We start from the raw sequence: 24,048 nt of genomic DNA, 5'->3' as shown, positions 1-24,048 counted from the left end.
TTGCACATTTTTCATTTAAGTTTCATAAGTTGCATACACAATGAGATTTGGATCACATATAAAGCCATAACAGGCCCGTAAACTACGATTCCATTACATTGTTATGAGGCATCGCCATGCATCCACGTTTTCAAACTGCTTTTGCCCAACTCGCGGATAACTTGCAATCAGCCCTGGCCCCTGTTCTGGCGGATGCACATTTCCCCGCCATGCTGACTGCTGAGCAGGTCTCTTTGCTGAAACGCGAATCGGGACTGGACGAAGACGCGCTGGCATTCGCTCTGCTGCCGCTGGCTGCGGCCTGCGCGCGTACTCCGCTGTCCAACTTCAACGTTGGGGCAATTTCTCGCGGCATCAGCGGCAACTGGTACTTCGGTGGGAACATGGAGTTCCTGGGCGCGACCATGCAGCAAACCGTTCATGCCGAGCAAAGCGCTATCAGCCACGCCTGGCTGCGCGGTGAAAAAGGACTCGCTGCCATCACCGTCAACTACACGCCGTGCGGCCACTGTCGCCAGTTTATGAACGAACTAAACAGCGGACTGGATTTACGGATTCATCTGCCGGGACGTGCGCCACACGCGCTGCGCGATTACCTGCCAGATGCCTTCGGCCCGAAGGATCTGGAGATTAAAACGCTGCTGATGGACGATCAGGATCACGGCTTCGCGCTGCAGGGCGATACGTTGACTCAGGCGGCAATCACCGCTGCCAACAGATGCCATATGCCGTACAGCAAATCCCCAAGCGGCGTGGCGCTGGAGTGTAAAGATGGTCGTATTTTTAGCGGCAGCTATGCTGAAAATGCCGCCTTTAACCCGACCCTGCCACCGCTGCAGGGCGCGTTAAACCTGTTGAATCTCAACGGTTATGATTATCCAGATATCCAACGTGCTGTACTTGCTGAAAAAGCCGACGCGCCATTGATTCAGTGGGATGCAACCTCCGCCACGCTGAAAGCACTAGGCTGCGACAATATAGAGCGCGTACTTCTGGGTTAATCGACTCAATAACGCCAGTTCGTAGGCCGGATAAGGTGTTTACACCGCTATCCGGCACTATGCGCAATGCCTAAAATCCCCTCAATCAGACTGCTGTTTCTTGCGCTACGTCTTCCGGTACAGTAGCCTGATTGAAATTCCATCCAAATAACGAGTTTTCTGCATGTTAAAGCGCGTGTTTTACAGCCTGTTAGTCCTGCTAGGCTTGCTGCTTTTGACTGTGCTTGGACTCGATCGCTGGATGAGCTGGAAGACGGCTCCCTACATTTACGACGAACTGCAGGATTTACCCTACCGCCAGGTAGGTGTGGTTCTGGGCACGGCGAAGTATTACCGCACCGGCGTCATCAACCAATATTACCGTTACCGCATTCAGGGCGCATTGAACGCCTATAACAGCGGGAAGGTAAACTATCTGCTGTTAAGCGGCGATAATGCCCAGCAAAGCTACAACGAACCCATGACGATGCGTAAGGATCTGATTGCCGCAGGCGTCGATCCCGCTGACATCGTGCTTGATTACGCAGGGTTCCGGACACTCGACTCCATCGTGCGTACCCGCAAGGTCTTTGATACCAACGATTTCATCATTATTACTCAACGATTCCACTGTGAGCGCGCCTTGTTTATTGCGCTGCATATGGGTATTCAGGCCCAGTGCTACGCCGTACCTTCGCCAAAAGATATGCTCACCGTGCGGGTACGTGAATTTGGTGCCCGTTTTGGCGCACTCGCCGATCTCTACATTTTCAAACGTGAGCCCCGTTTTTTAGGCCCACTGGTGCCCATCCCTACTATGCATCAGGTACCGGACGATGCGCAGGGGTATCCGGCGGTCACGCCTGAACAATTACTCGAATTACAAAAGAAACAAGGAAAATAAGCATGGAAGGAAAAACGATCTTTATCGTTATTGGCGTACTGATGATTGTTCTCTGGACGTGCAGAGAAGGCCTGAAGGGACTGCGTTCCGGTATCGTCGAGAAAACAGTGAAAGGTTCGCAGACGCCAATGATCATTTCTCGCGCTAAAGAACCCAGCACTTACTGGAGCTATATCATCGTTTATTTCGGTATGGCCATTGGTGCACTGTTCACTGGTATCTGGTTACTCTTTATCAAATAAAAAAACCGATGCAGAACGCCTCTGCACCGGTTTTATTTTTCTCTTCCCAGATTACTTCTTACGCGCGTACTTCAGTGAGTCCAGCGCGACCGCGAAGATAATAATGCCGCCCTTGATAATATACTGCCAGTAAGGGTTCACGCCGATGTAGGTCAAACCGTAGTTGATGACGGTGAAGATGATCACACCGGTTACTACGCCAAACACGGTACCTACCCCGCCGCTGAACGACACGCCGCCAACCACGCACGCCGCAATCGCATCCAGCTCATACATAAAGCCGAGGTTGTTGGTCGCCGAGCCGATACGCCCGGCTTCGAGCAAACCGCCGAAGGCATAGAACACGCCAGACAACGCATAGATAATCAGCAGGTTCAGCGCAACGTTTACCCCGGACACTTTCGCAGCTTCCGGGTTTCCGCCGATGGCGAAAATGTTTTTACCGAAGCGGGTCTTGTTCCACAGCACCCACACAAAAGCCACCGCAATCAGCGCATAGAAAGTGATGTAGGAGAGTCGGAAACTGCCCAGTGCAATAAAGCCCTGCGCAAAGGTTGAGAATCCGCTGTCAAAGCCAGAAATTGGCGATGCGCCGACGAAGTCGTAGTACAGGGAGTTGATCCCGTAAACGATAATCATCGTACCCAGTGTGGTAATAAACGGTGTTACGTTCAGATAAGCAATGATAATACCGTTCACCAGACCGATAATGGCGCCAATCACGCAAACAATCAGCACCACTACAATGATTGGCATCGTCGCCATTTCCGGGAATACCTTGTTGGCATTCTCCATCGACTGCAACAGAGTTGCCGCCACCACTGCCGCCAGGCCAACCTGACGCCCCGCCGACAGGTCGGTCCCTTGGGTAACAATCAGTCCAGCCACACCCAATGCGATAATAATACGCACCGAGGATTGCGTGAGAATATTACTCAGGTTCAGTAAGCTTAAGAAAGTGGGATCCTGGAAAATAATAATCGCCAGCAAAACCAAAAGAACAACGTAAATTCCGCCTTCTTTCAGGTAAGTAAGAAAACTTTTCTTATTTAACGCACTCATGAGGAGCCCCTAATCTTAAAGGTGCAAAGACGCAAGACGGAGGATTTCGTTTTGCGTTGTTGTTTTAGTGTCAACAATTCCAGCAACGAGACCATTGCTCATCACCAGAATACGATCGGTAATACCCAGCAGCTCCGGCATTTCAGAGGAAATAATAATAATCCCCTTATCCTTTTTCGCGAGTTCGGCAATCAACTGATAAATTTCAAATTTCGCGCCAACATCGATTCCACGCGTCGGTTCATCCAGCATCAGAATTTCTGGCTGGGTTAATAACCAACGACCAATAACCACCTTTTGCTGATTACCGCCAGAAAGTGAACCGATTTGCGTACGATGACCCGGTGTTTTTACCCTCATGGAGTCAATTACCCACTGGGTATCACTCTTCATGCGGGAATTATCCAACAGACCAACTTTGTTTTTATAGTTTTGGATATTGGAGATTAACGAGTTAAAACCAATGTCCAGATATGCATAAATACCGGTTGAGCGGCGCTCTTCCGTGACCAGTGCAAAACCATGGTTGATGGCTTCATTTGCACTGTGGTTATTAATTTTTTTGCCGTGTAGCGTAATCGTACCTGATGATTTCTCACGAATACCAAAAAGCGTTTCAACGATATCCGTGCGTTTTGCGCCTACCAGACCTGCAATCCCAAGAATCTCCCCTTTGTGCAAATCAAACGAGATATCACGAATCGACGGCTGGCGCAGCGAGGTCAGGTTACGCACTTGCAGAATGACTTCACCAGGTTTGTTTTCTTTATCCGGAAAACGTTGGTTCAGTGAACGTCCGACCATCATGGCGATGATCTTATCCATATCCAGCCCTTCCAGCGGCTGGGTCGCAATCCACTGACCGTCGCGTAGTACGGTAATTTCATCGCACAGCTGGAAGATTTCTTCCATTTTGTGAGAGATATAAACAATACCGCATCCACGCTCTTTCAGCTTACGGATGATGGTGAACAGATGGTTAACTTCTTTTTCAGTTAACGATGAAGTTGGTTCATCCATGATGACGATTTTGGCGTCATAGGAGAATGCTTTCGCAATTTCAATCATCTGCATTTGTGAAACGGATAATGTACCGACGCGCGCACGCGGATCGATATCAATATCCAGTTCATCAAATATCGCTTTGGTATCGCGGTACATTTTTTCCTGATCGACAAACATGCCTTTGGTGGGATAGCGTCCCAGCCACATGTTGTCCATCACAGAACGTTGTAATACCAGGTTTAATTCCTGGTGTACCATCGAAATACCATTTTCAAGCGCTTCTTTAGCAGAATGAAAATCGATTTCTTTACCCTGAAATAAAATACTGCCGGAATCTTTTTGATAGATGCCGAAAAGACATTTCAATAATGTTGATTTCCCCGCTCCATTCTCTCCCATTAGGGCGTGAATAGAATGCGGGCGAACTTTTAAATTGACATTATCAAGCGCCTTAACGCCGGGGAAGGACTTGTTGATGCCGGTCATTTCCAACAAGTATTCGCCTGACGACTGAGTATGTGTGCTGACCATAATTATACCTTGTTGGCCTTGCAGAGTGCATTATTAAGGGCGCAATGAAATTGCGCCCACATACGGAGTATTTATTTGTTGGTGAACTCTGCCAGATTATCTTTATCGACACCTACGTACGGAACGCGAACAATCTTGTTCTCAATTTTCCAGTTAGTGCCATCTGCCGCACCTTTGCCGTCAGCCAGGTTTTTCGCCAGATCGAAGGTGGCTTTCGCCTGGTTGTTGGCATCGTTCAGGACGGTACCGGCCATGGCGCCAGATTTCACCAGAGCCAGCGCTTCAGGCAGCGCATCCACACCAAATACCGGTACGCTGGTTTTGTTGTGCGCTTTCAGCGCTTCAACTGCACCCATTGCCATCGCATCGTTGTTAGCGATAACCACTTCAATTTTGTTCGCGTTTGGACCAGACATCCACGCATCCATCTTATCTTTCGCCTGAGCGGTATCCCACATTGCAGTATCTAACTGCAGCTGCTCAGTTTTAATGCCCTTGTCGTTCAGCTCTTTAATCACGTAAGTGGTACGTGCTTCAGCATCCGGGTGTCCCGGTTCGCCTTTCAGCAGAACAAACTGAATTTTGCCGTCTTTGTTCAGGTCCCAGTTCGGGTTAGCTGCCCAGTGTTTGGCAATCAAATCACCCTGAATAATGCCGGACTCTTTAGAGTCGGTACCGACGTAATACGCTTTGTCATAGCTGTCCAGCGCTTTACGAGAAGGTTCTTTGTTGAAGAACACGATCGGTACGTTCTGTCCGCGTGCTTTTTCAATGACCGTGCCAGCAGCTGCCGGGTCAACCAGGTTAATCGCCAGTGCTTTAACGCCTTTTGCCAGTAGCACGTCGATCTGATCGTTTTGTTTGGACTGGTCGTTCTGCGAGTCGTTCATCAGCAGCTGTACATCTGGTGCCGCTTTGGCATCTTTTTCAATAGCCTTACGTACTACAGACATAAAGTTATCGTCATACTTATAGATAGTCACACCAATGCGGGTATCAGCAGCGTGCGCAGCCGCGCCGAATAACATGCTTGCGATTACAGCAGACAGGGTCAACACCTTCTTATTCATGGTATCTCCGGTTTTCTTATGCAGGGTAGTACTTGAGATAAATGCTCGGCAGGCAGAACGTTACTGAAGTGTTACTGAACGCCGAAGCTCACTTTTAAAAAATATTTCTTCCGTGTCTGGCAACGCTCCAAAAACAGGCTTTAATTTTTGTTTAAGGCACCTATACCTCGATGAAAGTGATTATTCACCGTTACATAGTAGTTACAGCGCAACAAACAGTGTCATCATAGCTATCGCATTGTTAATATACTGTGAATTTACTCACATATTGAAAGCGGTTACATCGCGCAACGTTATGAGTTAGTGATCGGTGCCGCATTCTGCCGCAGCGCTACTGAATGGCGACGCACCAGCGTTGGCATAAAACAATGCGACGCCTGCGGATCCAACGTGCCAGCCGCCCCCTGTAGCGCAAGCTCCGTCGCCATTTTTGCCATTGAAGCAATGGGATAGCGCACAGTGGTTAGCTGCGGATCGGTGTAACGCGCGATGGGAATATCATCGAAGCCAATGATAGAAAGGTGTAATGGAATAGCGATGCCGTTATCTTTTAGCGCGGTCAGCGCGCCGGCTGCCATATTGTCGTTATAAGCGAAGACCGCCGTCAGTTGTAAGTTACGCCCCAGCAGTTCCACCATCGCGGACTCTCCGCCCTGCATATCGGGCGAACCGGTGCCGACCCAGCTTTCTGCCGCAACAATCCCCTGCTCTTTCAGAGCAGTTAACCACCCTTCTTTGCGCATGGCGTCATCTTCAATGCGGTGGCTTGATGCCAGATAACCGATGCGTTGATGACCATTATTTAGCAGCATTCGGGTAGCCATTTTGGCACCGCTGATGTTATCCAGGCAGACGCAACGGTGGGCGTAGCCAGGAACAAGGCGGTTGATCAGTACCATGCCGGGGATTTGATCCATAAACTCGGCCAGTTCCCGATCGCTCAGCGCTTTAGAGTGTACAATCAGCGCGTTACAGCGTTGGCGAATCAACACCTCAATGGCATGACGTTCTTTTTCCGCCTCATGGTAGCTGTTGCCAATCAGGACATACTTCTGATGCTGCTGAGCAACCATATCCACGGCTTTTACCAGCGCGCCAAAAAACGCATCTGATACATCCATGACGACAACACCAATCGTGTCGCTTACCTGCGTCGCCAGCGCTTGTGCGTTGGCATTAGGTCGATAGCCAAGCTGAGTGACTGCCTTCATTACCGCTTCACGCGTATCGGGACTCACCAGCGCACTGTTGTTCAGTACGCGGGAAACGGTCGCTACAGAAACGCCAGACTGCCGTGCCACATCACGAATGGTTACCATATTCACTGCCCTGTTTTAGATTGCGGCTGCCCGCAGACACCCCAGGCTGGGTATTTTGTCAGCACAATGAAACGGACTGCGTGAGTGATGTCACAGGAATGAAAGCGCTTACATCCATTTTGTTAATGAATGTGATCCAGATCGTTATCTGGATGTTCGTGGTAATGATGTCCCCGAAGCACGCAGGGTTAATTGACGCCACAGCCATTCCACCGGGCCCTGCCGGTAGAAACGCAGCCATATGACAGAGAAAAGTAAGTTAATCGCCCAGACCGGGATGACGAAAAGCAGCAGCTCCAGCCGGTCAAATTTCATAAATAAACCGGCCTGATAAAACAACGTGGTGCAGATTAAGGTCTGTAACAGATAGTTGGTTAATGCCATGCGACCCACACAGGCGACGGCAATGACCCATTTTAAGCGACTAAGCTGTGGCCAGAAACCAAACATCAGCGCGGCATAACCAATGGTCTGCAACGGCGCCCCCAGTTCTCGCGGAGCTTGCAACAGGAAGGCACACCAGCGGTAGGCCCAGTCCAGTTGCCACTGGGCGATGACAGCAGGCAGGTTAATCGCCATGCCGATAATAACCAGCAGAACGCCAGTGCGACGATAATGCTGCAAACTGTACTGCCCTTTTAGCCAGCCGCTACGCATTAATGCCGCGCCGAGCAGCATCATCCCCGCCAGTTGCCAGCCATATTGCGCACCTAACGCCAGCAAGCTATTGGACATCATATCCACGCGATTGCTGATTGCTTCCATTCCGCCGTTCACTTTCCAGTATTTTTCATACAGCAACGCTGAAGCATCCGGCGTCCAGGCCCGGCTGGTTTCGCTCCCGGAGATCACACCCAACAGCAGCAATACACCAACGCCCGCCAAATAAAGCACCACGCCGGTGTTAAACAAGCTTTTCACCGACGGCGCATCCCGGATCAGCCGCCAGCAAATCAGGCCGATCAAGCCATATGCCAGCAGGATATCGCCATCCCAGAAGAGTAAACCGTGAATGAATCCCAATAGCACCAGCAACGTAAGCCGCGACTGGATCCAGCGTTTACCACGCGGGAGCAGCATTTGCAGACCAGCACCAAACAGCAGAGCAAACAGGGTAAGGAATTTTACCTGCGCGAAGAGATCGAGCAGCGCCCAGGTCCAGGCGTCAGATAAGGTAATGTCGCCATACCAGGCGGGATTGAGGTATGCCGCCTTCGGCAGGCCAAAGGCGCTAATATTGAGAAGCAGGATACCAAGAATGGCAACGCCACGAATAAAATCCAGCGTGACATTACGCTCCATGGTTCCTGCCCTAATCAGTTGTGATGACGTACTGCGCGCAGAAATTCCTGACGCGTGTTCTGGCTGGACTTAAACAATCCGCCAAGAGAAGTGGTGGTGGTCGCACTGGTCGCATCGCGAATGCCGCGCGCTTTCACACAGTAATGCACCGCATCAATCGATACCGCCACATTATTCGTCCCGAGCAGCGTTTGCAGCGCGGTGAGAATTTGCTGGGTCAGGCGTTCCTGTACCTGCGGACGCTGTGCAAAGAACTGCACAATGCGGTTAATCTTCGACAGACCAATGACCGAATCTTTCGGAATATACGCCACCGTCGCTTTGCCATCGATAGTGACAAAGTGGTGTTCGCAGGTGCTGGTCAGCGTGATATCGCGGACCGTGACCATCTCGTCCACCTTCATTTTGTTTTCAATGACGGTGATTTTCGGGAAGTTGGCGTAATCGAGACCAGAGAAAATCTCATCGACATACATTTTCGCAATGCGATGCGGAGTTTCCATCAGACTGTCATCGCTCAAATCGAGATTGAGCAATTGCATAATCTCGGTCATATGGCCAGAGATAAGACGTTTGCGTGTTTCGTTATCCATCTCTTGCACAGGCGGGCGCAGCGGGGTTTCGAGACCACGCGCAACCAGCGCTTCATGAACCAGTGCCGCTTCTTTACTGAGTGATGACATTTCTTCTTCTCCTGCAGGTGGGGCGCCTCTGCCCTGCATGGGGCAAAGTTTTTAGGCTGTGTCACAGCCAGAACATTGTGCGTGAGGCGGCGCACATAATCCAGTATTCACCGTGATAATTATTGAAATTGGCACAGCCTTTCAGCGTCGCTGATTTCACTTGTCGTTCAGCCCGGTGACGTCGAGTGTTAATGTAAAGTTATATAGATGATGAAGTATGTTTGCTCAATGCGGAAGTGAAAGTTACTCACAGTGCTATGAATAATCTGTATTATGATGAGTTCGCAAACACATTCAGGTTCAACACAACAAGGAGCCACGCATGGAAATGCTTGAAGAGCACCGCTGTTTTGAAGGCTGGCAGCAACGCTGGCGTCACGACTCCGCCACGTTAAATTGCGCCATGACCTTCAGTATTTTTCTTCCACCACCCCGTGATAACGCCGCGCCTCCGGTGCTGTACTGGCTGTCGGGCCTGACCTGTAATGATGAAAACTTCACCACCAAAGCAGGCGCGCAGCGCATTGCAGCTGAGCTGGGTATTGTTCTCGTGATGCCGGACACCAGCCCGCGTGGCGAACAGGTTGCCAACGATGATGGCTACGATTTAGGTCAAGGGGCCGGATTTTACCTCAATGCCACCCAGCAGCCGTGGGCAACGCATTTTCGTATGTATGACTATCTGCGTGATGAGCTTCCGGCACTGATTCAGTCGCAGTTTAACGTCAGCGATCGCTGCGCCATCAGCGGACACTCCATGGGCGGCCACGGCGCATTAATTATGGCGCTGAAAAATCCCGGGAGATACACCAGCGTTTCCGCCTTTGCGCCGATCGTAAACCCTTGTCGTGTTCCGTGGGGTGAGAAGGCTTTTAGTGCTTATCTGGGCGAAGATAAAACACAGTGGGCAGAGTGGGATAGCTGCGCGTTGATGCTGGCCAGCAAACCCGCAGACGCGATCCCGACGCTAATCGATCAGGGAGACAGCGATCAGTTTCTTGCCGATCAGTTGCAGCCCGCGGTACTGGCCGAAACTGCCCGTCAGACCGCTTGGCCAATGACGCTACGCATCCAGCCTGGTTACGACCACAGCTATTACTTTATTGCGTCGTTTATTGAGGATCACCTGCGCTTCCACGCCCAGAATTTGCTGAAGTAATTTCTTAGTTGAGGGCGGAAGCCCTCTTCATTTCTCCATCATTCCTTCACTTTTTCTCCTTTTTTCTTCCCCAACTATCTTATTGATTAAAAAAGAATTTCACTCCAAATCACATCAAACACAAATGATTTCTATTATCATTTGTGTTTACAAATATTCATACTTTTGTACAATCCACTCGCTTCTTTACTGAAAAGAGTCCTTAAAAGACAAATACATACAATTGTCATGGCCTTTCACATGACGCGCAGTTTGATTCATTTAAATGGAATGATACAAATGACTATACCTCACGTTAAGGCTGTAGCTGCCGCAGTATGCGTCGCCTGCCTCCCATCACTCGGCCATGCCGCTGAACAAGACACCGTGGTCGTTACCGCTACCGGTTTCGAGCAGAAAATTCAGGATGCCCCGGCTTCAATATCTGTTATTACCAAGCAGCAGATTGAGGACAAAGCCTATCGAGATGTCACCGATGCGCTAAAAGATGTCCCTGGCGTCGTCGTCACTGGCGGGGGGAGCAGTAGCGATATCAGTATTCGCGGTATGGCTTCGCAATACACACTCTTCCTGGTCAACGGTAAACGCATCAGCACCCGCGGTACACGTCCTAACAGCGACAACTCAGGTATTGAGCAAGGTTGGCTGCCGCCGCTGGAATCCATCGAGCGTATCGAGGTAATCCGTGGCCCGATGTCATCCCTGTACGGCTCCGACGCGATGGGCGGCGTCATTAACGTCATCACCAAGAAAGTGTCGAATACTAAAGCCTGGACTGGTTCTCTGCACGGCGATGCCACTTTCCAGGAAGACAGAGACTCCGGCGATATTTACCAGACCAACGCCTATGCGTCTGGGCCACTGATTGACGGATTACTTGGTGCGAAGGTGACCGGATTATTCTCCCACCGCGCGGAAGATGAAATCGTTAATGGCTACAATGAACAGCGTATGCGTAGCGGGGGATTAACCCTGAACTTTACGCCAGATGATAAAAACGACATCGATTTCGATTATGCACGTGAATTGCAGGATCGCGACAGTACGCCGGGCAAATCCATGGCCGAGGAAAACTGCCGCAACGGAAGCTGTAAGCCCAACAGTAAAAGCGAAAACAAGTATGTGCACACCACGTACTCAATAACCCACAGCGGTTATTACGACGACTTCAACTCCACCAGCTATGTCCAGCAGGAAGAGACCGACAACCCCGGTCGCCAGATGAAGTCCTACAACACGATTTTCAATAACCAGAACCAGATATTCCTTGGGGCGCACACCCTGACGTTGGGCGGGCAATACCGTTATGAAAAACTGCGCGATAATGGCAACCAGCTGCAAGCTGCTGATGGACTGAACAAACTGACTCGCTGGAGCTGGGCGCTGTTTGCTGAAGATGAATGGGCCGTTACCGATACCTTCACGCTGACCGGCGGTCTGCGTATGGATAAGGATGAAAACTACGGTGACAACTGGACGCCGCGCGGCTATGGCGTATGGCATCTGAGCGATCTATAGTCATTCGTACCCTGAGAATTACACTTTGAAGTGATTCAGGGTATGCGCTTACTGGTTACGAATATTGAGCGAGAATCATGTGATGATCGCCGCTTTTCTTTCGAGCCAGTAGGTGCTCCACGTTCGCTAACGAATACTCAGGGCATGCAGATAAACTGCTGGCTATATTTCTTTCGAAGAGCGTGGAATGCATACCAATCCCCGATAAAAAGGAGTTGGTGATGACTGTGACTAATCAATTTGCTGCGCACGTTGGTCTGGACTGGGCTGATAAAAAACACGATGTCTGTGTTCAGTTTAAAAACGGTGAACGCGTATTCGATGTGATTGAACATACAGCAGAAGCGCTTGATGCCTGGCTTACTGAGTTACACCAGAAAGTAAAAGGTAGAATCGCAATAGCTCTCGAACTGAAGAAGGGCCCCGTGGTATATGCTCTTCAAAAATACCCCTTTATCACCGTTTTCCCCGTCCACGCATTGTCCCTGGCTCGTTATCGGCAAGCCTTCTCGCCCAGCGGCGCTAAAGATGATCCGCAGGATGCCGAGCTGGCATTAGAGTTAATGCTGCGTTACCCCCAGAAGATAAAAGCTATTGAACCCGACAATGCGGATATTCGCTTACTTCAGCAACTGGTTGAGCAACGTCGTCAGTTGGTTGAAGATAAACGACGCTTTGTGAACCGGATAATCAACACGCTTAAACAGTATTATCCTCAGCCACTGGAGTGGTTCTCACATCGGGGTAGCTTACTGTTGTGTGAGCTGATTATCCGGTGGCCCAGTCTGCAACAACTGAAACGAGCCAGACGCGACACGATCCGCAACTTTCTGAATGCCAAAGGTGGTCGCGCTATGGCCCTTACCGAGCAACGTGTTGCGAGTATTGATAATGCGATCCCATTGACTACAGACCCGAGTGTTATAGAGGCTAATGCTTTGATGGCAGCAGCACTGGCGACACAAATTAAAGTCGTGAGTGAAATCATCAAAACCTATGACGAACGAATCGAAACGCTGTTTGACACATTGCCAGATGCGGGGCTGTTCAAATCACTTCCGGGCATGGGACCGTGCATGGGCCCACGGATGCTTGCTGCACTTGGTGATAACCGTGACCGGTTTAACAGCGCTGAAGAAATTCAAAACTACGCAGGTATAGCACCGGTGACCGAACGAAGCGGCCAAAAATCCTGGGTTCACTGGCGATGGCAATGTGCCAAGTTCGTCAGGCAGACCTTTGTTGAATGGGCTGCCAAGACGGTTAATTCATCATACTGGGCCAAACTGTATTATCAGGGCCTCAGAGAAAAGGGCAAATCTCATCAGTCTGCGATCCGGGCACTGGCGTTCAAATGGATAAGGATCATTTACCGCTGCTGGAAGGCCAGAACCTGTTATGACGAAGCGAAATATTTGCTGGCTCTCGAAGCGAGACACTCGCCCTTACTGAAGCCATAAAAAGCTTGTCGAATGTCTCAGGGCGTGAAGTGGACCTTAAAAGGCGGCGTTTCCGCGGGCTATCGCGCACCGGATCTGCGCCAGTCTTCTGCCAGTTGGGGACAGGTCACCGGCGGCGGTCGTCTGAACGGAATCATTGTCGGCAACCCGGACCTGAAACCGGAGAAAAGCCTCAGCGAAGAGATCGGTTTACTGTGGGATAACGGCAACGACCTCAACGCAGGCGTTACGTTGTTCAATACCGACTTTAAAAACAAAATCACCGAAGTTCGCCGTTGTAACAGCAGTTCCGATCCGGCCTGCACCATCGGCGGCACCCATTATGACTTCGTCAGCGATCGCGTTAACGTCGATAAAGCCAATATGCGCGGCGTAGAATCCACCTTCGGCTGGAAAATAACCTCTGACGTCAACTGGACCGCGAACTACACCTACACAGAATCTGAGCAGAAAAGCGGTCAGTTCTCAGGCCAACCGTTGAACAAAATGCCGAAGCATATGTTTAACACGACACTGGACTGGCAGGCTACGCAGGATCTCGGTTTCTGGAGCCGTCTGAATCTGCGCGGGAAAACGTCTGAATACCTGAGCCGTACCTCCATGGCACAGGGCACCCCGTCCTATACTCAGGTCGACGTTGGTTTACGTTACTATGCTACCAAGGATCTGTTGATGACCGCTGGCGTGTATAACGTGCTGGATAAACAAATCGATTACGATACCTACGACACCGTCCTTGATGGACGTCGTTACACGGTTGGCATGACTTACAGCTTCTAAGTTAGGCGCAATAAAAAACCCCGGCACTCATCATGCCGGGGTTTTTGTTATGCTTTTTTATACTGTTACTTCTTTACGCGGCCCGGGAATTTCATTTCGCTGTAGCGAACAAAACGGGTTCCTTTGGTCAGCTTGTAGCCAAACCAGATAATCAGGAACAGCGGGATACCGATATAGGTAGCCATCACGCCGCCCCAGTCAATGCTGTCTTTCAGGAACGCTTCGTAGTTCTGACCCAGGGTGATAATCAGGCACAGCACAAAGGCGAAGATCGGACCCAGCGGGAAGAAGCCAGAACGGTACGGCAGGTCCTTCACATCGTGACCCTGCAGCACATAACCGCGACGGAAGCGATAGTGGCTAATAGCAATCCCCAGCCAGGCGATAAAGCCCGTCATCCCGGAAGTATTCAGCAGCCACAGGTACACGGTCTGGTTGCCAAACATCGAGGTCAGGAAGCACAGCCCCGCCACCACGGTGGTCGCATACAGCGCGTTACGCGGTACGCCGCCACGAGACAGTTTACCGAAAATACGCGGCGCTTTACCGTCACATGCCAGGGTGTAAAGCATACGCGTGGAGGCGTACATCCCGGAGTTACCTGCAGACAGCACCGCCGTCAGGATAACCGCGTTCATCACCGCCGCCGCAGACAGCAGACCCGCATGTTGGAATACCAGCGTGAACGGGCTAACACTGATGTCTTTTACATCGTTGCGCAGCAGGCTTGGATCGGTATACGGAATGATCAGGCTGATAATCAAAATTGCGAACACATAGAACAGCAGGATTCGCCAGAATACCTGACGTACCGCACGTGGAATGTTCTTTTCAGGATCTTCAGATTCGCCAGCCGCGATACCGATAAGCTCTGTCCCCTGGAAGGAGAAGCCGACTATCATCGCCACGCCAATCATCGCAGCAAAACCACCGGCAAACGGTGCATCACCGGTCGTCCAGTTGCTCCAGCCCACCGGCTGAGCGCCTTTGAAGATACCGAAAATCATCATCACACCAACCACGATGAAGATAATGACGGTGGTAACTTTGATCAGTGAGAACCAATATTCCGCTTCACCAAATCCACGAACGGAAATGTAGTTCAGCAGGAAGATAACGCCGAGGAACAGCGCACTCCAGATCCAGCCCGGCGTGTCCGGGAACCACCAGCTCATCACCAGCTGTGCGGCCACCAGGTCAACGGCAATCGTTACCGCCCAGTTGTACCAGTAGTTCCAGCCCAGCGCGAAGCCAAAGCCTTCTTCTACGTAGTTCTGACCGTAGGTGGAAAACGAGCCGGAAACCGGCATATAGGCAGCCAGTTCACCGAGGCTGGTCATCAGGAAGTACACCATCAGACCGATCAGAATATAAGAGAACAACGCGCCACCTGGACCCGCTGCAGAAATAGTTGCACCAGATGCAACGAAAAGACCTGTACCGATGGAGCCTCCAATGGCAATCATCGTCAGGTGACGCGCCTTCAGTTCACGACGTAGCGTGGGCGCTTCTGTGGTTTTAGTTTCGGAAACCATGTGAAAATGCTATCCATCCAAAAAATGAGGCGCGATTGTAGCAGACGAAATGGCATTCTTCCGGCACAAATACGCTGTTATAAGAGACCTTCATGACTGGCCGCGGATTATAAGTAAAGCAGAAAATATGCGGTGTAAGGCGGTTAAGTTATAACCGCCGTTCTACAGAGGTGACATTACGACAGTAAGCGCCCTATTCGCCCAGCTCGACCTGATCGCTGTAATGTAAAAAACGCGTAATGGCATTGGAGATGTGTTTTTGCCTGTGATGCACGCGCCAGAGAGTACGGACTAAACGCGGCAGCGGCACGGGAACTTCGCTCAGCGTTCCCGCCTGCAACTGCTCCGCAATAACCCGACGCGACAAGCAGCTGATCCCGAGACCATGACGCACCGCATGCTTAATGGCCTCGGAGTTACCCAACTCCATTGCCATCTGAAATCTCGGCAGATGAGACAGCAGCAGGTAATCCACCAGTTCGCGCGTACCCGATCCTCGTTCACGCAGGATCCACGGCGAAGCAGCCAGCTGTTCCAGCGTAACAGGCCCCTTTGTGAGCGGTGACGATGGTGCGGCAAACACCACCAGCTCGTCTTCTAGCCACGGTTCAGAGATAATTTCAGTACTGTGACACGGCCCTTCGATAAGCCCAATGTCTACCCGAAAATCCAGCACCGCATTGATCACGTCCTGACTGTTTCCCACGCTTAGCTCGAGCGGCAAATCAGGAAAGTCCTGACGATAGCGGGCGATCATCGCCGGCAAAATATAGTTGCCAATGGTGCTACTGGCATAAACCCGGATAGCACCATTATCTTCACGAAAAAGCTGTTCGATTTCGGTTGTTTGCTCAAGTAACGCCAACGCTCGTGGGTAGAGCAAACGCCCGTGCTCGTTGACCACCAGTCGTTTACCGACACGGTCAAACAGTTGCACGCCGAGTTGCCCTTCCAGATCGGTAAGTGCCGCACTCACCGCCGACTGCGACAATGCCAGCATGACAGACGCCTGGGTCGTTGAACCGCTTTTTAGTACCTCAGCAAACACTTCAAGTTGTCGCAGGGTGATATGCATAGTCGTTTTCCACCGGATATCCGTTACTTATACCCTAAATAATTCGAGTTGCAGGAAGGCGGTAAGAGAGAGCATCCCCGGGAGCGTACTTAAGTACGTGACTGGGGTGAACGAGCGCAGCCAACGCACATGCAACTTGAAGTATGACGGGTATACCACTTATATAGATTAATTATAAATATATAATCAATTTTATTTTTAAACCACTTCGCCGTACTCTTTTACCCAGATAAAGGAGAAGGATATGACAGAACTCACCTTGCAGACTCATCGTCGTACAGCGTGGCATTTTATTCCGGGGCTTGCCCTGAGTGCAGTTATCACTGGGGTCGCCTTATGGGGTGGATCTATTCCCGCCGTCGCAGGTGCCGGGTTCAGCGCCCTCACCTTAGCAATCTTGTTGGGGATGGTCCTCGGCAACACCGTCTATCCGCACATCTGGAAAAGCTGTGACGGCGGCGTGCTGTTTGCTAAACAACATTTATTACGTCTGGGGATCATCCTCTACGGCTTCCGCCTCACCTTCGCGCAAATTGCTGACGTCGGCGTCAGCGGTATCGTGATTGATGTGTTAACGCTGAGCAGTACCTTTATGATTGCCTGCTTCCTGGGGCAAAAAGTGTTTGGTCTGGACCGCCACACCAGCTGGCTGATTGGCGCGGGGAGCAGCATTTGCGGTGCCGCCGCCGTGCTGGCAACCGAGCCGGTAGTGAAAGCGGAAGCCAGTAAGGTAACCGTCGCTGTCGCCACCGTGGTGATCTTCGGTACCATCGCTATCTTCCTGTATCCGGCAATGTATCCGCTGCTGGCACACTGGTTTAGCCCAGAAACCTACGGCATTTACATTGGTTCCACCATGCATGAAGTGGCGCAGGTAGTGGCTGCCGGGCACGCCATTAACCCGGATGCAGAAAACGCCGCGGTTATTGCCAAAATGCTGCGCGTCATGATGCTGGCACCGTTCCTCATCCTGCTGGCAGCTCGCGTTAAACAACTGTCTCCGGCTACGGGTGGTGAGAAAAGCAAAATCACTATTCCATGGTTTGCCATCCTGTTCATTGTGGTCGCGATTTTTAACTCGTTCCACCTGCTGCCGCAGTCGGTTGTGAACATGCTGGTAACGCTGGACACCATTTTGCTGGCAATGGCAATGGCTGCACTGGGGTTAACCACTCACGTTAGCGCACTGAAAAAAGCCGGTGCCAAACCGTTACTGATGGCCCTGCTGCTGTTTGTCTGGTTGATTGTCGGTGGTGCTGCGATTAACGTCGCTGTCCACGCCCTGATGGCATAAACGATCACGACTCACCTCCATTAACCCGCTATACTCTCCCTTTTTGTATTTGAGTATGGCGGGTTAAATTTATGAAATACATCGGAGCGCACGTAAGCGCCGCTGGCGGTCTGGCTAACGCCGCTATTCGAGCCGCAGAAATCGAAGCGACCGCATTCGCCCTGTTCACCAAGAATCAGCGCCAGTGGCGTGCCGCGCCGCTGACCACCGAAATCATTGATGATTTCAAATCTGCCTGTGAGAAGTACCACTACACCTCTGCACAAATCCTGCCTCACGACAGTTACCTGATTAACCTCGGTCACCCGGTCAGCGATGCGCTGGAAAAATCGCGTGATGCGTTTCTTGATGAAATGCAACGCTGTGAACTGCTTGGCTTATCCCTGCTGAACTTTCACCCTGGCAGCCATTTGATGCAGATCCCGGAAGATGAGTGTCTGGCGCGCATTGCCGAATCCATCAACATCGTCCTCGCTCAGACCCAGGGCGTTACGGCAGTTATCGAAAATACCGCCGGACAAGGTAGTAATCTGGGATTCAAGTTTGAGCACCTGGCCGCCATTATCGACGGCGTCGAAGATAAGTCCCGTGTTGGCGTTTGTATTGATACCTGCCACGCTTTCGCGGCGGGTTACGATTTGCGTTCCGCAGAAGAGTGCGAAAAAACGTTTGCGGAATTTGAACGTATTGTCGGTTTCAAGTATCTACGCGGTATGCACCTGAACGACGCCAAGATCGCGTTTGGCAGTCGCGTTGACCGTCATCACAGCCTGGGTGAGGGCAATATTGGCCATGATGCCTTCCGTTGGATTATGCAGGATAATCGTTTTGACGGTATTCCAATGGTGTTGGAAACCATTAATCCGGATATCTGGGCCGAAGAGATTGCCTGGCTGAAAGCCCAGCAAACAGAAAAAGCAGTGGCGTAACGATCTCCGCGCGCCAGACAAGCTGGCGCGTATCAAGTGAGCGTAACCAGATTCTCTGGCATATGGTTGTACAAAATCCGCCAGAAATGCTCAGCCGTTTTATTCAAGCGGGTATCCATTCGGTAAATATAGGCCTGAATAGGCACCATCAACTCCGGCGTGTCCAGACAAACCAGGCGCTTATCGCGCAATTCGTTCACGATCGTCCACGCTGGCAGCCAGGCGATACCATGACCATCTAATGCCATATTCTTCAATAGCTCACTCATCGAAGACATAAACAGCGTACGCGCAGAAATACTGCCCACCTCCGCCAGGTGACGGTTAACCAATCTTCCCATGTAGGAAGTGCTGGTATAGTTCAGAATCGGCACCTGCGGCTGATAGATATCAAACAACGCCTTACCCTGTGCATCCGCAGCACAGACGGGATACAGCTCAGACTCAAAAACCTTCAAGCCGCAGAAAGGTGACTGCATTAAGTCTTCATCGCGAAAGGAGATAATAAAATCACTTTTCCCCTCGCGCAGCGTATTCACCGCCTGGACTACGTCAATCGCTTCGACGTGGTAAACAAACTCCTCGCCCCATGCCGACATTGAATGTACTAATCTGGGCAACATCGTCAGCGACAAAGAATGTGCCGCCGCTATTTTGATATTGGGAACGCCAAGCAGGTTGTGACCACTTAGCTCATCTAAATTGCATTCCAGTTGTTGCAGCAGGCTACGGGTCTGCGAATGGAATAACTTACCCTCCTCCGTCAGCTGCAGTGGACTCGTCGTACGGTCAAACAGCAGCACCCCAACAGCGGATTCGAGCGCCTTGATCCGCCGGCTAAATGCCGGTTGGGATAGGTTGCGCTCCTCCGCGGCCTGGGAAAAATGACGACACGCTTCCAGCGTCAGAAAATCATATAACCATTTTGTCTCGATATTTTTCATGCCTGTCACGCGGATGTTTAAATATGTCGATTAGTCTTAAGCATCATGCCTGAATATTCCCGGAGATGATATTCAACATCAGTATCTGGTGATTCGTTTTTTGCATAATGCCTTCATTTTTGACATTAACATGTTTCTTTACTCATCGACCACGACCGCTCACCCACCGCGTAACGTCGGGCCTCTGGCTGATTACCGGCCTGCTGAGGTGGTAAAAGACATCACACTCATGCGTTTTTTGCATTAAACCAAACATTATTGCATTTCTCCTCACGACACTCTGCTGTTAAACATAAGCACCAGATAGACACCAGCTCTGAATATTAAATATCGGTAAATTAGAGGTATATATCGTGAAAGGTTTAATTGGCGTACTTGGTGGTATGGGGCCTGCTGCAACCGTCGATCTTTTTAATAAATTCGTCATCTTTACCGCAGCGCAACGCGATCAGGAACATATCCCATTAATTATTTCATCCATCCCTGATATTCCAGACCGAACTGATGCGTTAATGCATCATGGTCATTCCCCACTTCCGGCAATGCGTGATTATATGCACAAACTGGAAGATGCTGGTGCGGAGTGTATTGTGATCCCCTGTAATACCGCCCATTTTTGGTTTAATGAATTAAAAGAGTGCTGTCATACAGAGTTACTCAGTATCGTTGAAACAACCATGAATGAGGTCAAAAACTGCGGAAAATCACGTATCGGTTTACTTGCTACTAACGCCACCCTTTACATGGGACTCTACCAAAAAGGCATAGAATCTCTTGGTTTAACCTGCATCAGTCCTGATTCATCCGATCAGGAAAAGGTCATGGAAAGTATTTATTGCTTAAAAGCCGGCGACCTTAAGCGGGCACAAACGCTGATGAGTGAACAGGCTGAAGTGCTCTTCTCACGCGGCGCACAAATCATTGTACTGGGATGTACTGAAGTCCCCGTCATTCTTGCCGACGCAGTCAGAAAGTCTCCAGATAAATATATTGACTCAACCGGATCATTAGTTCGCGCCGGTATTAAATGGTACGAAAAACGAGTTGGCAAACATCATCTTCTGGCGCAATAACAGCCATTACCAGATTAATAAAGCATTAAACAACCACTTATTTTAATAACAAATTATTCTCTGGCGGAGGCCATTATGGTTTGGTTAGAAATTATCGTCGTGTTGGGTGCAATATTTTTTGGTATCCGCCTCGGCGGAATAGGTATCGGTTTATGCGGTGGTCTGGGGCTGGCTATTTTAACGTTGGGATTTGATCTGCAAATTGGCTCGCCACCCGTTGACGTTATCCTTATTATTATGACAGTTGTCGTGGCAGCATCGGCGCTACAGGCCGCAGGAGGTATGGACTATCTGGTTCGTGTTGCCGGTAATTTCATGCGGCGTAACCCTAAATATATCAATATTATTGCACCGATTATCACCTGGTCGATGACCATAATGGCCGGAACAGGGTTCATTGTATTTTCTACCCTGCCAGTGATTGCCGAAGTCGCCAAAGAGTCCGGTATCCGCCCTTCTCGTACGCTCGCCGGATCCGTAGTCGCCTCCCAGGTGGCGATATCCGGTTCGCCGATCAGTGCCGCAATGGCGGCGATGCTGACCATTATGGAGGGCAACGGTATCACCTTTATTCAGGTCATGGCGGTATGTCTACCAGCTTCGTTTGTCGCCGCGATGGTTGCCGCTTTTATCGCCTCACGTCAGGGATGCGAGCTTCAGGATGATGAAGTCTATCTGGAACGCCTGCAAAAAGGATTAGTGCGTAAATATGAAGGGCAAAACAGCACCACGCCGGGTGCCAAACTCTCGGTCGCCCTGTTTATGCTGGCAACGGTCGTCATCGTTATTCTTGCCGCCTGCCCGCAGCTACGCCCTGGATTCGATGCAGGCAACCCAATGAATACCCGGGATATCATCATTATCTGTATGTTGGCTGCCGCTTGCCTGATGGTGGTGTTATGCAAAACATCAACCGATGCTATTGTCCTGACATCCACGTTTAGATCAGGGATGAGTTCACTGGCGGTCATTCTCGGGATTGTTACACTGGGAACGACCTTCATTGATGCCCACTTAGCGGAGATTAAGGATATCGCAGGCGATATTCTACGGGCTTATCCCATGCTGTTGGCACTGGTGCTGTTTGGTACCTGTGCGCTTCTCTACTCGCAAGGCGCCACCACGCCGCTGATCATCCCTCTGGCCGTTGCGCTCGGCGTGCCTACATGGGCAATTCTGGCCTCCTATGTGGCGGTAACCGGGGTGTTTGTTCTACCAACATACCCAACTTCGCTGGCGGCAATGGAGTTCGACACCACAGGGACAACGCGCGTGGGCAAGTATGTCTTAAACCATCCGTTTATGCTGCCAGGACTGGGTGGGATCATTGCTGGCGTTGCCTTTGGTTTTATCATCGCGCCAATGATTACCTGACCCGTTTTATTAAGGCTGGATGGATTATTGTGGCGATGCTGCAACGGTATAGGTAAAAGCATAAAAAAGGGGCAGAGAATTCTCTGCCCCTGGTATTGACGTTAAATCAGGCCGCCTTTGCCACAACCTCAGCTTCCGGGCGCTTCAGCACCGCGTAGGAGAGACCGGCTACCAGCGTACCGGCAATAATTGCCAGCAGGTATCCCAACACCGGCGTGATTGCACCTGGGATTAACAGGACAAACAGCCCGCCGTGTGGCGCCATCAGCTTCGCACCCACCGCCATCGAGATAGCCCCGGTAATCGCACCACCAACGATACAGCAAGGCAGAACGCGCATTGGGTCACGGGCAGCGAACGGGATTGCCCCTTCGGTGATAAAGCACAGGCCCAGTACCAGCGCAGCTTTTCCGCCTTCCTGCTGCGCTTTGTCGAACTTACGACGCGCAACCAGCGTTGCCAGACCCAGAGCCAGCGGAGGTACCATACCCGCAGCCATGATGGCCGCCATCGGCGCATAAGTTTGTGTACTCAGCAGACCCACACCGAAAGCATACGCCGCCTTGTTAACCGGACCACCCATGTCGGTACACATCATGCCGCCGAGAATCGCGCCAAGCAGCACCGCATTGGCCGTACCCATGGTTTGCAGCCAGTGAGTCAAACCTTCCAGAATACCCGCCACCGGTTTGCCGATCAGGTAAATCATGGCCAGGCCAACCACCAGGCTTGAGAACAGCGGAATGATCAGGATCGGTTTCAGCGCTTCCATACTCTGCGGGAGTTTCAGCTTCGTGCTGATAAGCTTCGCCACATAACCGGCAAGGAAACCAGCAATAATCCCGCCAATAAAGCCGGAACCGGTGCTTACCGCCAGCATACCGCCGATAAGACCCGGCGTCAGACCCGGACGGTCAGCGATGGAAAACGCGATATAACCTGCCAGTACCGGCACCATCAGCGCGAAGGCTGAACCACCGCCAATCTGCATCAGCGCCGCCGCCAGCGTACCCTGCTCTTTAAACGCTTCGATACCAAAAGCGAACGAGAGTGCAATACACAGGCCGCCAGCAACTACCATCGGCAGCATATAAGAGACGCCCGTCAGCAGGTGACGATACACCCCCGCGCTCTCTTTCTTACTTTCGGTTGCTGAAGTCTGCGCTTTACCGGTTGGCTGGTACGGTGTTGCTTCTTCCAGCGCTTTGTCCAGCTCCTGCTTTGTTTTCTTCAACGCAAGACCGGTAGAGGTGCGATACATCGGTTTGCCGGCAAACTTCGCCAGATCAACTTCAATGTCAGCTGCCACAATCACCAGATCAGCCTGAGCCACCTCTTCCGGCGTAATAGCGTTACCTGCGCCAACAGAACCTCGGGTTTCAACCTTCACCCACCAGCCACGTTTTTTCGCTTCAGTTTCAATCGCTTCAGCGGCCATAAACGTATGAGCAACACCGGTCGGACACGCCGTCACCGCCACCACGCGTTTTGGACCACTGCTGGCCACAGGTGCTGTTGTAACCGGGGCGCTGTAGGGTTTTGCATGGCCTTTAGCTTCGCTAAGGAAGAGTTCAGGATGCGCAACCGCACGACCAATGTCGCCCAGCCAGACTTTTTTGCCATTCAGCGAACTGTCGGCAGGAAGCGTATCGCCCAGAACAATTGCCAGTTCGGCATCATTCGGATTATCAATAATTTCCAGATGTGCTTTCTGTGCCGCCGCTCCAAGCAGGGTTTTCGCCATGTAAGCGCGAGCCTGGCCGAGATTAGCGTCAATAATCAGCAGCGTTTTCATTATGCCTCTCCTGC

Annotated in this window: 19 protein-coding genes and 2 pseudogenes; 11 read left to right on the top strand and 10 right to left on the bottom strand. The window is 51.0% G+C overall.

Annotated features, from left to right (window positions below; genetic code table 11):
* Positions 1-116: 116 nt before the first annotated feature.
* From cdd to IB222_RS07950, 3 genes are all read left to right on the top strand, one after another.
* The gene (gene cdd / locus IB222_RS07960; RefSeq protein WP_148361743.1) at positions 117-1,001 is read left to right on the top strand and encodes a cytidine deaminase; all 885 of its coding nucleotides are present in this window, start codon (positions 117-119) and stop codon (positions 999-1,001) included.
* 163 nt (positions 1,002-1,164) lie between these two features.
* Positions 1,165-1,884, top strand: coding sequence for an outer membrane permeability protein SanA (sanA, locus tag IB222_RS07955; RefSeq protein WP_003027383.1), 720 nt, complete (start codon positions 1,165-1,167; stop codon positions 1,882-1,884).
* Positions 1,885-1,886: 2 nt separating this feature from the next.
* Positions 1,887-2,126 carry a DUF2542 family protein gene (locus tag IB222_RS07950; protein WP_003834502.1) on the top strand — a complete coding sequence of 80 codons (240 nt, stop codon included), beginning with the start codon at positions 1,887-1,889 and terminating at the stop codon, positions 2,124-2,126.
* A gap of 51 nt (positions 2,127-2,177) precedes the next feature.
* On the opposite strand, the gene mglC is transcribed toward IB222_RS07950, so the two are convergent.
* The 6 genes from mglC to folE all read right to left on the bottom strand — a co-directional run bounded on the left by mglC (position 2,178) and on the right by folE (position 9,098).
* Positions 2,178-3,188 carry a galactose/methyl galactoside ABC transporter permease MglC gene (gene mglC, locus IB222_RS07945; protein WP_003027393.1) on the bottom strand — a complete coding sequence of 337 codons (1,011 nt, stop codon included), beginning with the start codon at positions 3,186-3,188 and terminating at the stop codon, positions 2,178-2,180.
* Between the two features lie 15 nt (positions 3,189-3,203).
* Positions 3,204-4,724 (bottom strand): galactose/methyl galactoside ABC transporter ATP-binding protein MglA, encoded by a 1,521-nt coding sequence (gene mglA, locus IB222_RS07940; protein WP_003027396.1) that lies wholly within the window; start codon positions 4,722-4,724, stop codon positions 3,204-3,206.
* A 71-nt stretch (positions 4,725-4,795) separates the two neighbouring features.
* Complete coding sequence (gene mglB, locus IB222_RS07935) at positions 4,796-5,794, bottom strand: galactose/glucose ABC transporter substrate-binding protein MglB (RefSeq protein ID WP_149385218.1); 999 nt, start codon at positions 5,792-5,794, stop codon at positions 4,796-4,798.
* Between the two features lie 293 nt (positions 5,795-6,087).
* The gene (gene galS, locus IB222_RS07930; protein ID WP_032943995.1) at positions 6,088-7,113 is read right to left on the bottom strand and encodes an HTH-type transcriptional regulator GalS; all 1,026 of its coding nucleotides are present in this window, start codon (positions 7,111-7,113) and stop codon (positions 6,088-6,090) included.
* A 144-nt stretch (positions 7,114-7,257) separates the two neighbouring features.
* On the bottom strand, positions 7,258-8,415 hold the full coding sequence (gene yeiB, locus IB222_RS07925) for a DUF418 domain-containing protein YeiB (RefSeq protein WP_148361742.1): 1,158 nt from the start codon (positions 8,413-8,415) through the stop codon (positions 7,258-7,260).
* Positions 8,416-8,429: 14 nt separating this feature from the next.
* Positions 8,430-9,098 (bottom strand): GTP cyclohydrolase I FolE, encoded by a 669-nt coding sequence (folE, locus tag IB222_RS07920; RefSeq protein ID WP_003027410.1) that lies wholly within the window; start codon positions 9,096-9,098, stop codon positions 8,430-8,432.
* Positions 9,099-9,420: 322 nt separating this feature from the next.
* Here folE and fghA point away from each other — a divergent pair, with 322 nt between their 5' ends.
* The 4 genes and pseudogenes from fghA to IB222_RS07900 form a co-directional block, all read left to right on the top strand.
* The gene (gene fghA / locus IB222_RS07915; RefSeq protein ID WP_149385219.1) at positions 9,421-10,257 is read left to right on the top strand and encodes an S-formylglutathione hydrolase; all 837 of its coding nucleotides are present in this window, start codon (positions 9,421-9,423) and stop codon (positions 10,255-10,257) included.
* A gap of 279 nt (positions 10,258-10,536) precedes the next feature.
* Positions 10,537-11,769: pseudogene (locus IB222_RS07910) on the top strand (TonB-dependent receptor); the annotation flags it as partial.
* A gap of 227 nt (positions 11,770-11,996) precedes the next feature.
* The gene (locus tag IB222_RS07905; RefSeq protein WP_000219087.1) at positions 11,997-13,235 is read left to right on the top strand and encodes an IS110-like element ISEsa2 family transposase; all 1,239 of its coding nucleotides are present in this window, start codon (positions 11,997-11,999) and stop codon (positions 13,233-13,235) included.
* Between the two features lie 27 nt (positions 13,236-13,262).
* Positions 13,263-14,015: pseudogene (locus IB222_RS07900) on the top strand (TonB-dependent receptor); the annotation flags it as partial.
* A gap of 65 nt (positions 14,016-14,080) precedes the next feature.
* Here IB222_RS07900 and lysP read toward each other — a convergent pair.
* Complete coding sequence (gene lysP / locus IB222_RS07895; RefSeq protein WP_003834517.1) at positions 14,081-15,550, bottom strand: lysine-specific permease; 1,470 nt, start codon at positions 15,548-15,550, stop codon at positions 14,081-14,083.
* A 193-nt stretch (positions 15,551-15,743) separates the two neighbouring features.
* Positions 15,744-16,625, bottom strand: a complete 882-nt coding sequence (gene yieE / locus IB222_RS07890) for a DNA-binding transcriptional regulator YeiE (RefSeq protein WP_003834519.1) — start codon at positions 16,623-16,625, stop codon at positions 15,744-15,746.
* Between the two features lie 244 nt (positions 16,626-16,869).
* Between yieE and IB222_RS07885 the strand changes: the two genes are divergently transcribed.
* Positions 16,870-17,919, top strand: coding sequence for a YeiH family protein (locus IB222_RS07885; protein ID WP_043016967.1), 1,050 nt, complete (start codon positions 16,870-16,872; stop codon positions 17,917-17,919).
* A gap of 71 nt (positions 17,920-17,990) precedes the next feature.
* Positions 17,991-18,848: a deoxyribonuclease IV gene (nfo, locus tag IB222_RS07880; RefSeq protein WP_149385120.1), complete on the top strand. Its 858-nt coding sequence runs from the start codon at positions 17,991-17,993 to the stop codon at positions 18,846-18,848.
* A gap of 32 nt (positions 18,849-18,880) precedes the next feature.
* Here nfo and hypT read toward each other — a convergent pair whose 3' ends face one another.
* Complete coding sequence (hypT, locus tag IB222_RS07875) at positions 18,881-19,792, bottom strand: hypochlorite stress DNA-binding transcriptional regulator HypT (RefSeq protein ID WP_149385119.1); 912 nt, start codon at positions 19,790-19,792, stop codon at positions 18,881-18,883.
* A gap of 353 nt (positions 19,793-20,145) precedes the next feature.
* Here hypT and IB222_RS07870 point away from each other — a divergent pair, with 353 nt between their 5' ends.
* The gene (locus IB222_RS07870; RefSeq protein ID WP_149385118.1) at positions 20,146-20,865 is read left to right on the top strand and encodes an amino acid racemase; all 720 of its coding nucleotides are present in this window, start codon (positions 20,146-20,148) and stop codon (positions 20,863-20,865) included.
* 75 nt (positions 20,866-20,940) lie between these two features.
* The gene (locus IB222_RS07865; RefSeq protein WP_063940523.1) at positions 20,941-22,239 is read left to right on the top strand and encodes an anaerobic C4-dicarboxylate transporter; all 1,299 of its coding nucleotides are present in this window, start codon (positions 20,941-20,943) and stop codon (positions 22,237-22,239) included.
* Positions 22,240-22,345: 106 nt separating this feature from the next.
* Here IB222_RS07865 and fruA read toward each other — a convergent pair whose 3' ends face one another.
* Positions 22,346-24,034, bottom strand: a complete 1,689-nt coding sequence (gene fruA, locus IB222_RS07860; RefSeq protein WP_149385117.1) for a PTS fructose transporter subunit IIBC — start codon at positions 24,032-24,034, stop codon at positions 22,346-22,348.
* Positions 24,035-24,048: the final 14 nt, after the last annotated feature.

The sequence above is a fragment of the Citrobacter sp. C13 genome (assembly GCF_014596815.2).
GTDB lineage: Bacteria > Pseudomonadota > Gammaproteobacteria > Enterobacterales > Enterobacteriaceae > Citrobacter > Citrobacter portucalensis.
The sequence above is the reverse complement of the archived record's forward strand: the minus strand, read 5'-3'. Positions and strand labels throughout refer to the sequence as shown.

What these genes read in the sequence shown, in the direction of transcription:
- IB222_RS07905 (WP_000219087.1), top strand. Translation starts at nt 11,997, where the DNA reads ATGACTGTGACTAATCAATTTGCTGCGCACGTTGGTCTGGACTGGGCT.
- hypT (WP_149385119.1), bottom strand. Translation starts at nt 19,792, where the DNA reads ATGAAAAATATCGAGACAAAATGGTTATATGATTTTCTGACGCTGGAA.
- IB222_RS07950 (WP_003834502.1), top strand. Translation starts at nt 1,887, where the DNA reads ATGGAAGGAAAAACGATCTTTATCGTTATTGGCGTACTGATGATTGTT.
- fghA (WP_149385219.1), top strand. Translation starts at nt 9,421, where the DNA reads ATGGAAATGCTTGAAGAGCACCGCTGTTTTGAAGGCTGGCAGCAACGC.
- fruA (WP_149385117.1), bottom strand. Translation starts at nt 24,034, where the DNA reads ATGAAAACGCTGCTGATTATTGACGCTAATCTCGGCCAGGCTCGCGCT.
- nfo (WP_149385120.1), top strand. Translation starts at nt 17,991, where the DNA reads ATGAAATACATCGGAGCGCACGTAAGCGCCGCTGGCGGTCTGGCTAAC.
- mglC (WP_003027393.1), bottom strand. Translation starts at nt 3,188, where the DNA reads ATGAGTGCGTTAAATAAGAAAAGTTTTCTTACTTACCTGAAAGAAGGC.
- mglB (WP_149385218.1), bottom strand. Translation starts at nt 5,794, where the DNA reads ATGAATAAGAAGGTGTTGACCCTGTCTGCTGTAATCGCAAGCATGTTA.
- galS (WP_032943995.1), bottom strand. Translation starts at nt 7,113, where the DNA reads ATGGTAACCATTCGTGATGTGGCACGGCAGTCTGGCGTTTCTGTAGCG.
- folE (WP_003027410.1), bottom strand. Translation starts at nt 9,098, where the DNA reads ATGTCATCACTCAGTAAAGAAGCGGCACTGGTTCATGAAGCGCTGGTT.
- yieE (WP_003834519.1), bottom strand. Translation starts at nt 16,625, where the DNA reads ATGCATATCACCCTGCGACAACTTGAAGTGTTTGCTGAGGTACTAAAA.
- sanA (WP_003027383.1), top strand. Translation starts at nt 1,165, where the DNA reads ATGTTAAAGCGCGTGTTTTACAGCCTGTTAGTCCTGCTAGGCTTGCTG.
- yeiB (WP_148361742.1), bottom strand. Translation starts at nt 8,415, where the DNA reads ATGGAGCGTAATGTCACGCTGGATTTTATTCGTGGCGTTGCCATTCTT.
- cdd (WP_148361743.1), top strand. Translation starts at nt 117, where the DNA reads ATGCATCCACGTTTTCAAACTGCTTTTGCCCAACTCGCGGATAACTTG.
- IB222_RS07885 (WP_043016967.1), top strand. Translation starts at nt 16,870, where the DNA reads ATGACAGAACTCACCTTGCAGACTCATCGTCGTACAGCGTGGCATTTT.
- IB222_RS07865 (WP_063940523.1), top strand. Translation starts at nt 20,941, where the DNA reads ATGGTTTGGTTAGAAATTATCGTCGTGTTGGGTGCAATATTTTTTGGT.
- mglA (WP_003027396.1), bottom strand. Translation starts at nt 4,724, where the DNA reads ATGGTCAGCACACATACTCAGTCGTCAGGCGAATACTTGTTGGAAATG.
- lysP (WP_003834517.1), bottom strand. Translation starts at nt 15,550, where the DNA reads ATGGTTTCCGAAACTAAAACCACAGAAGCGCCCACGCTACGTCGTGAA.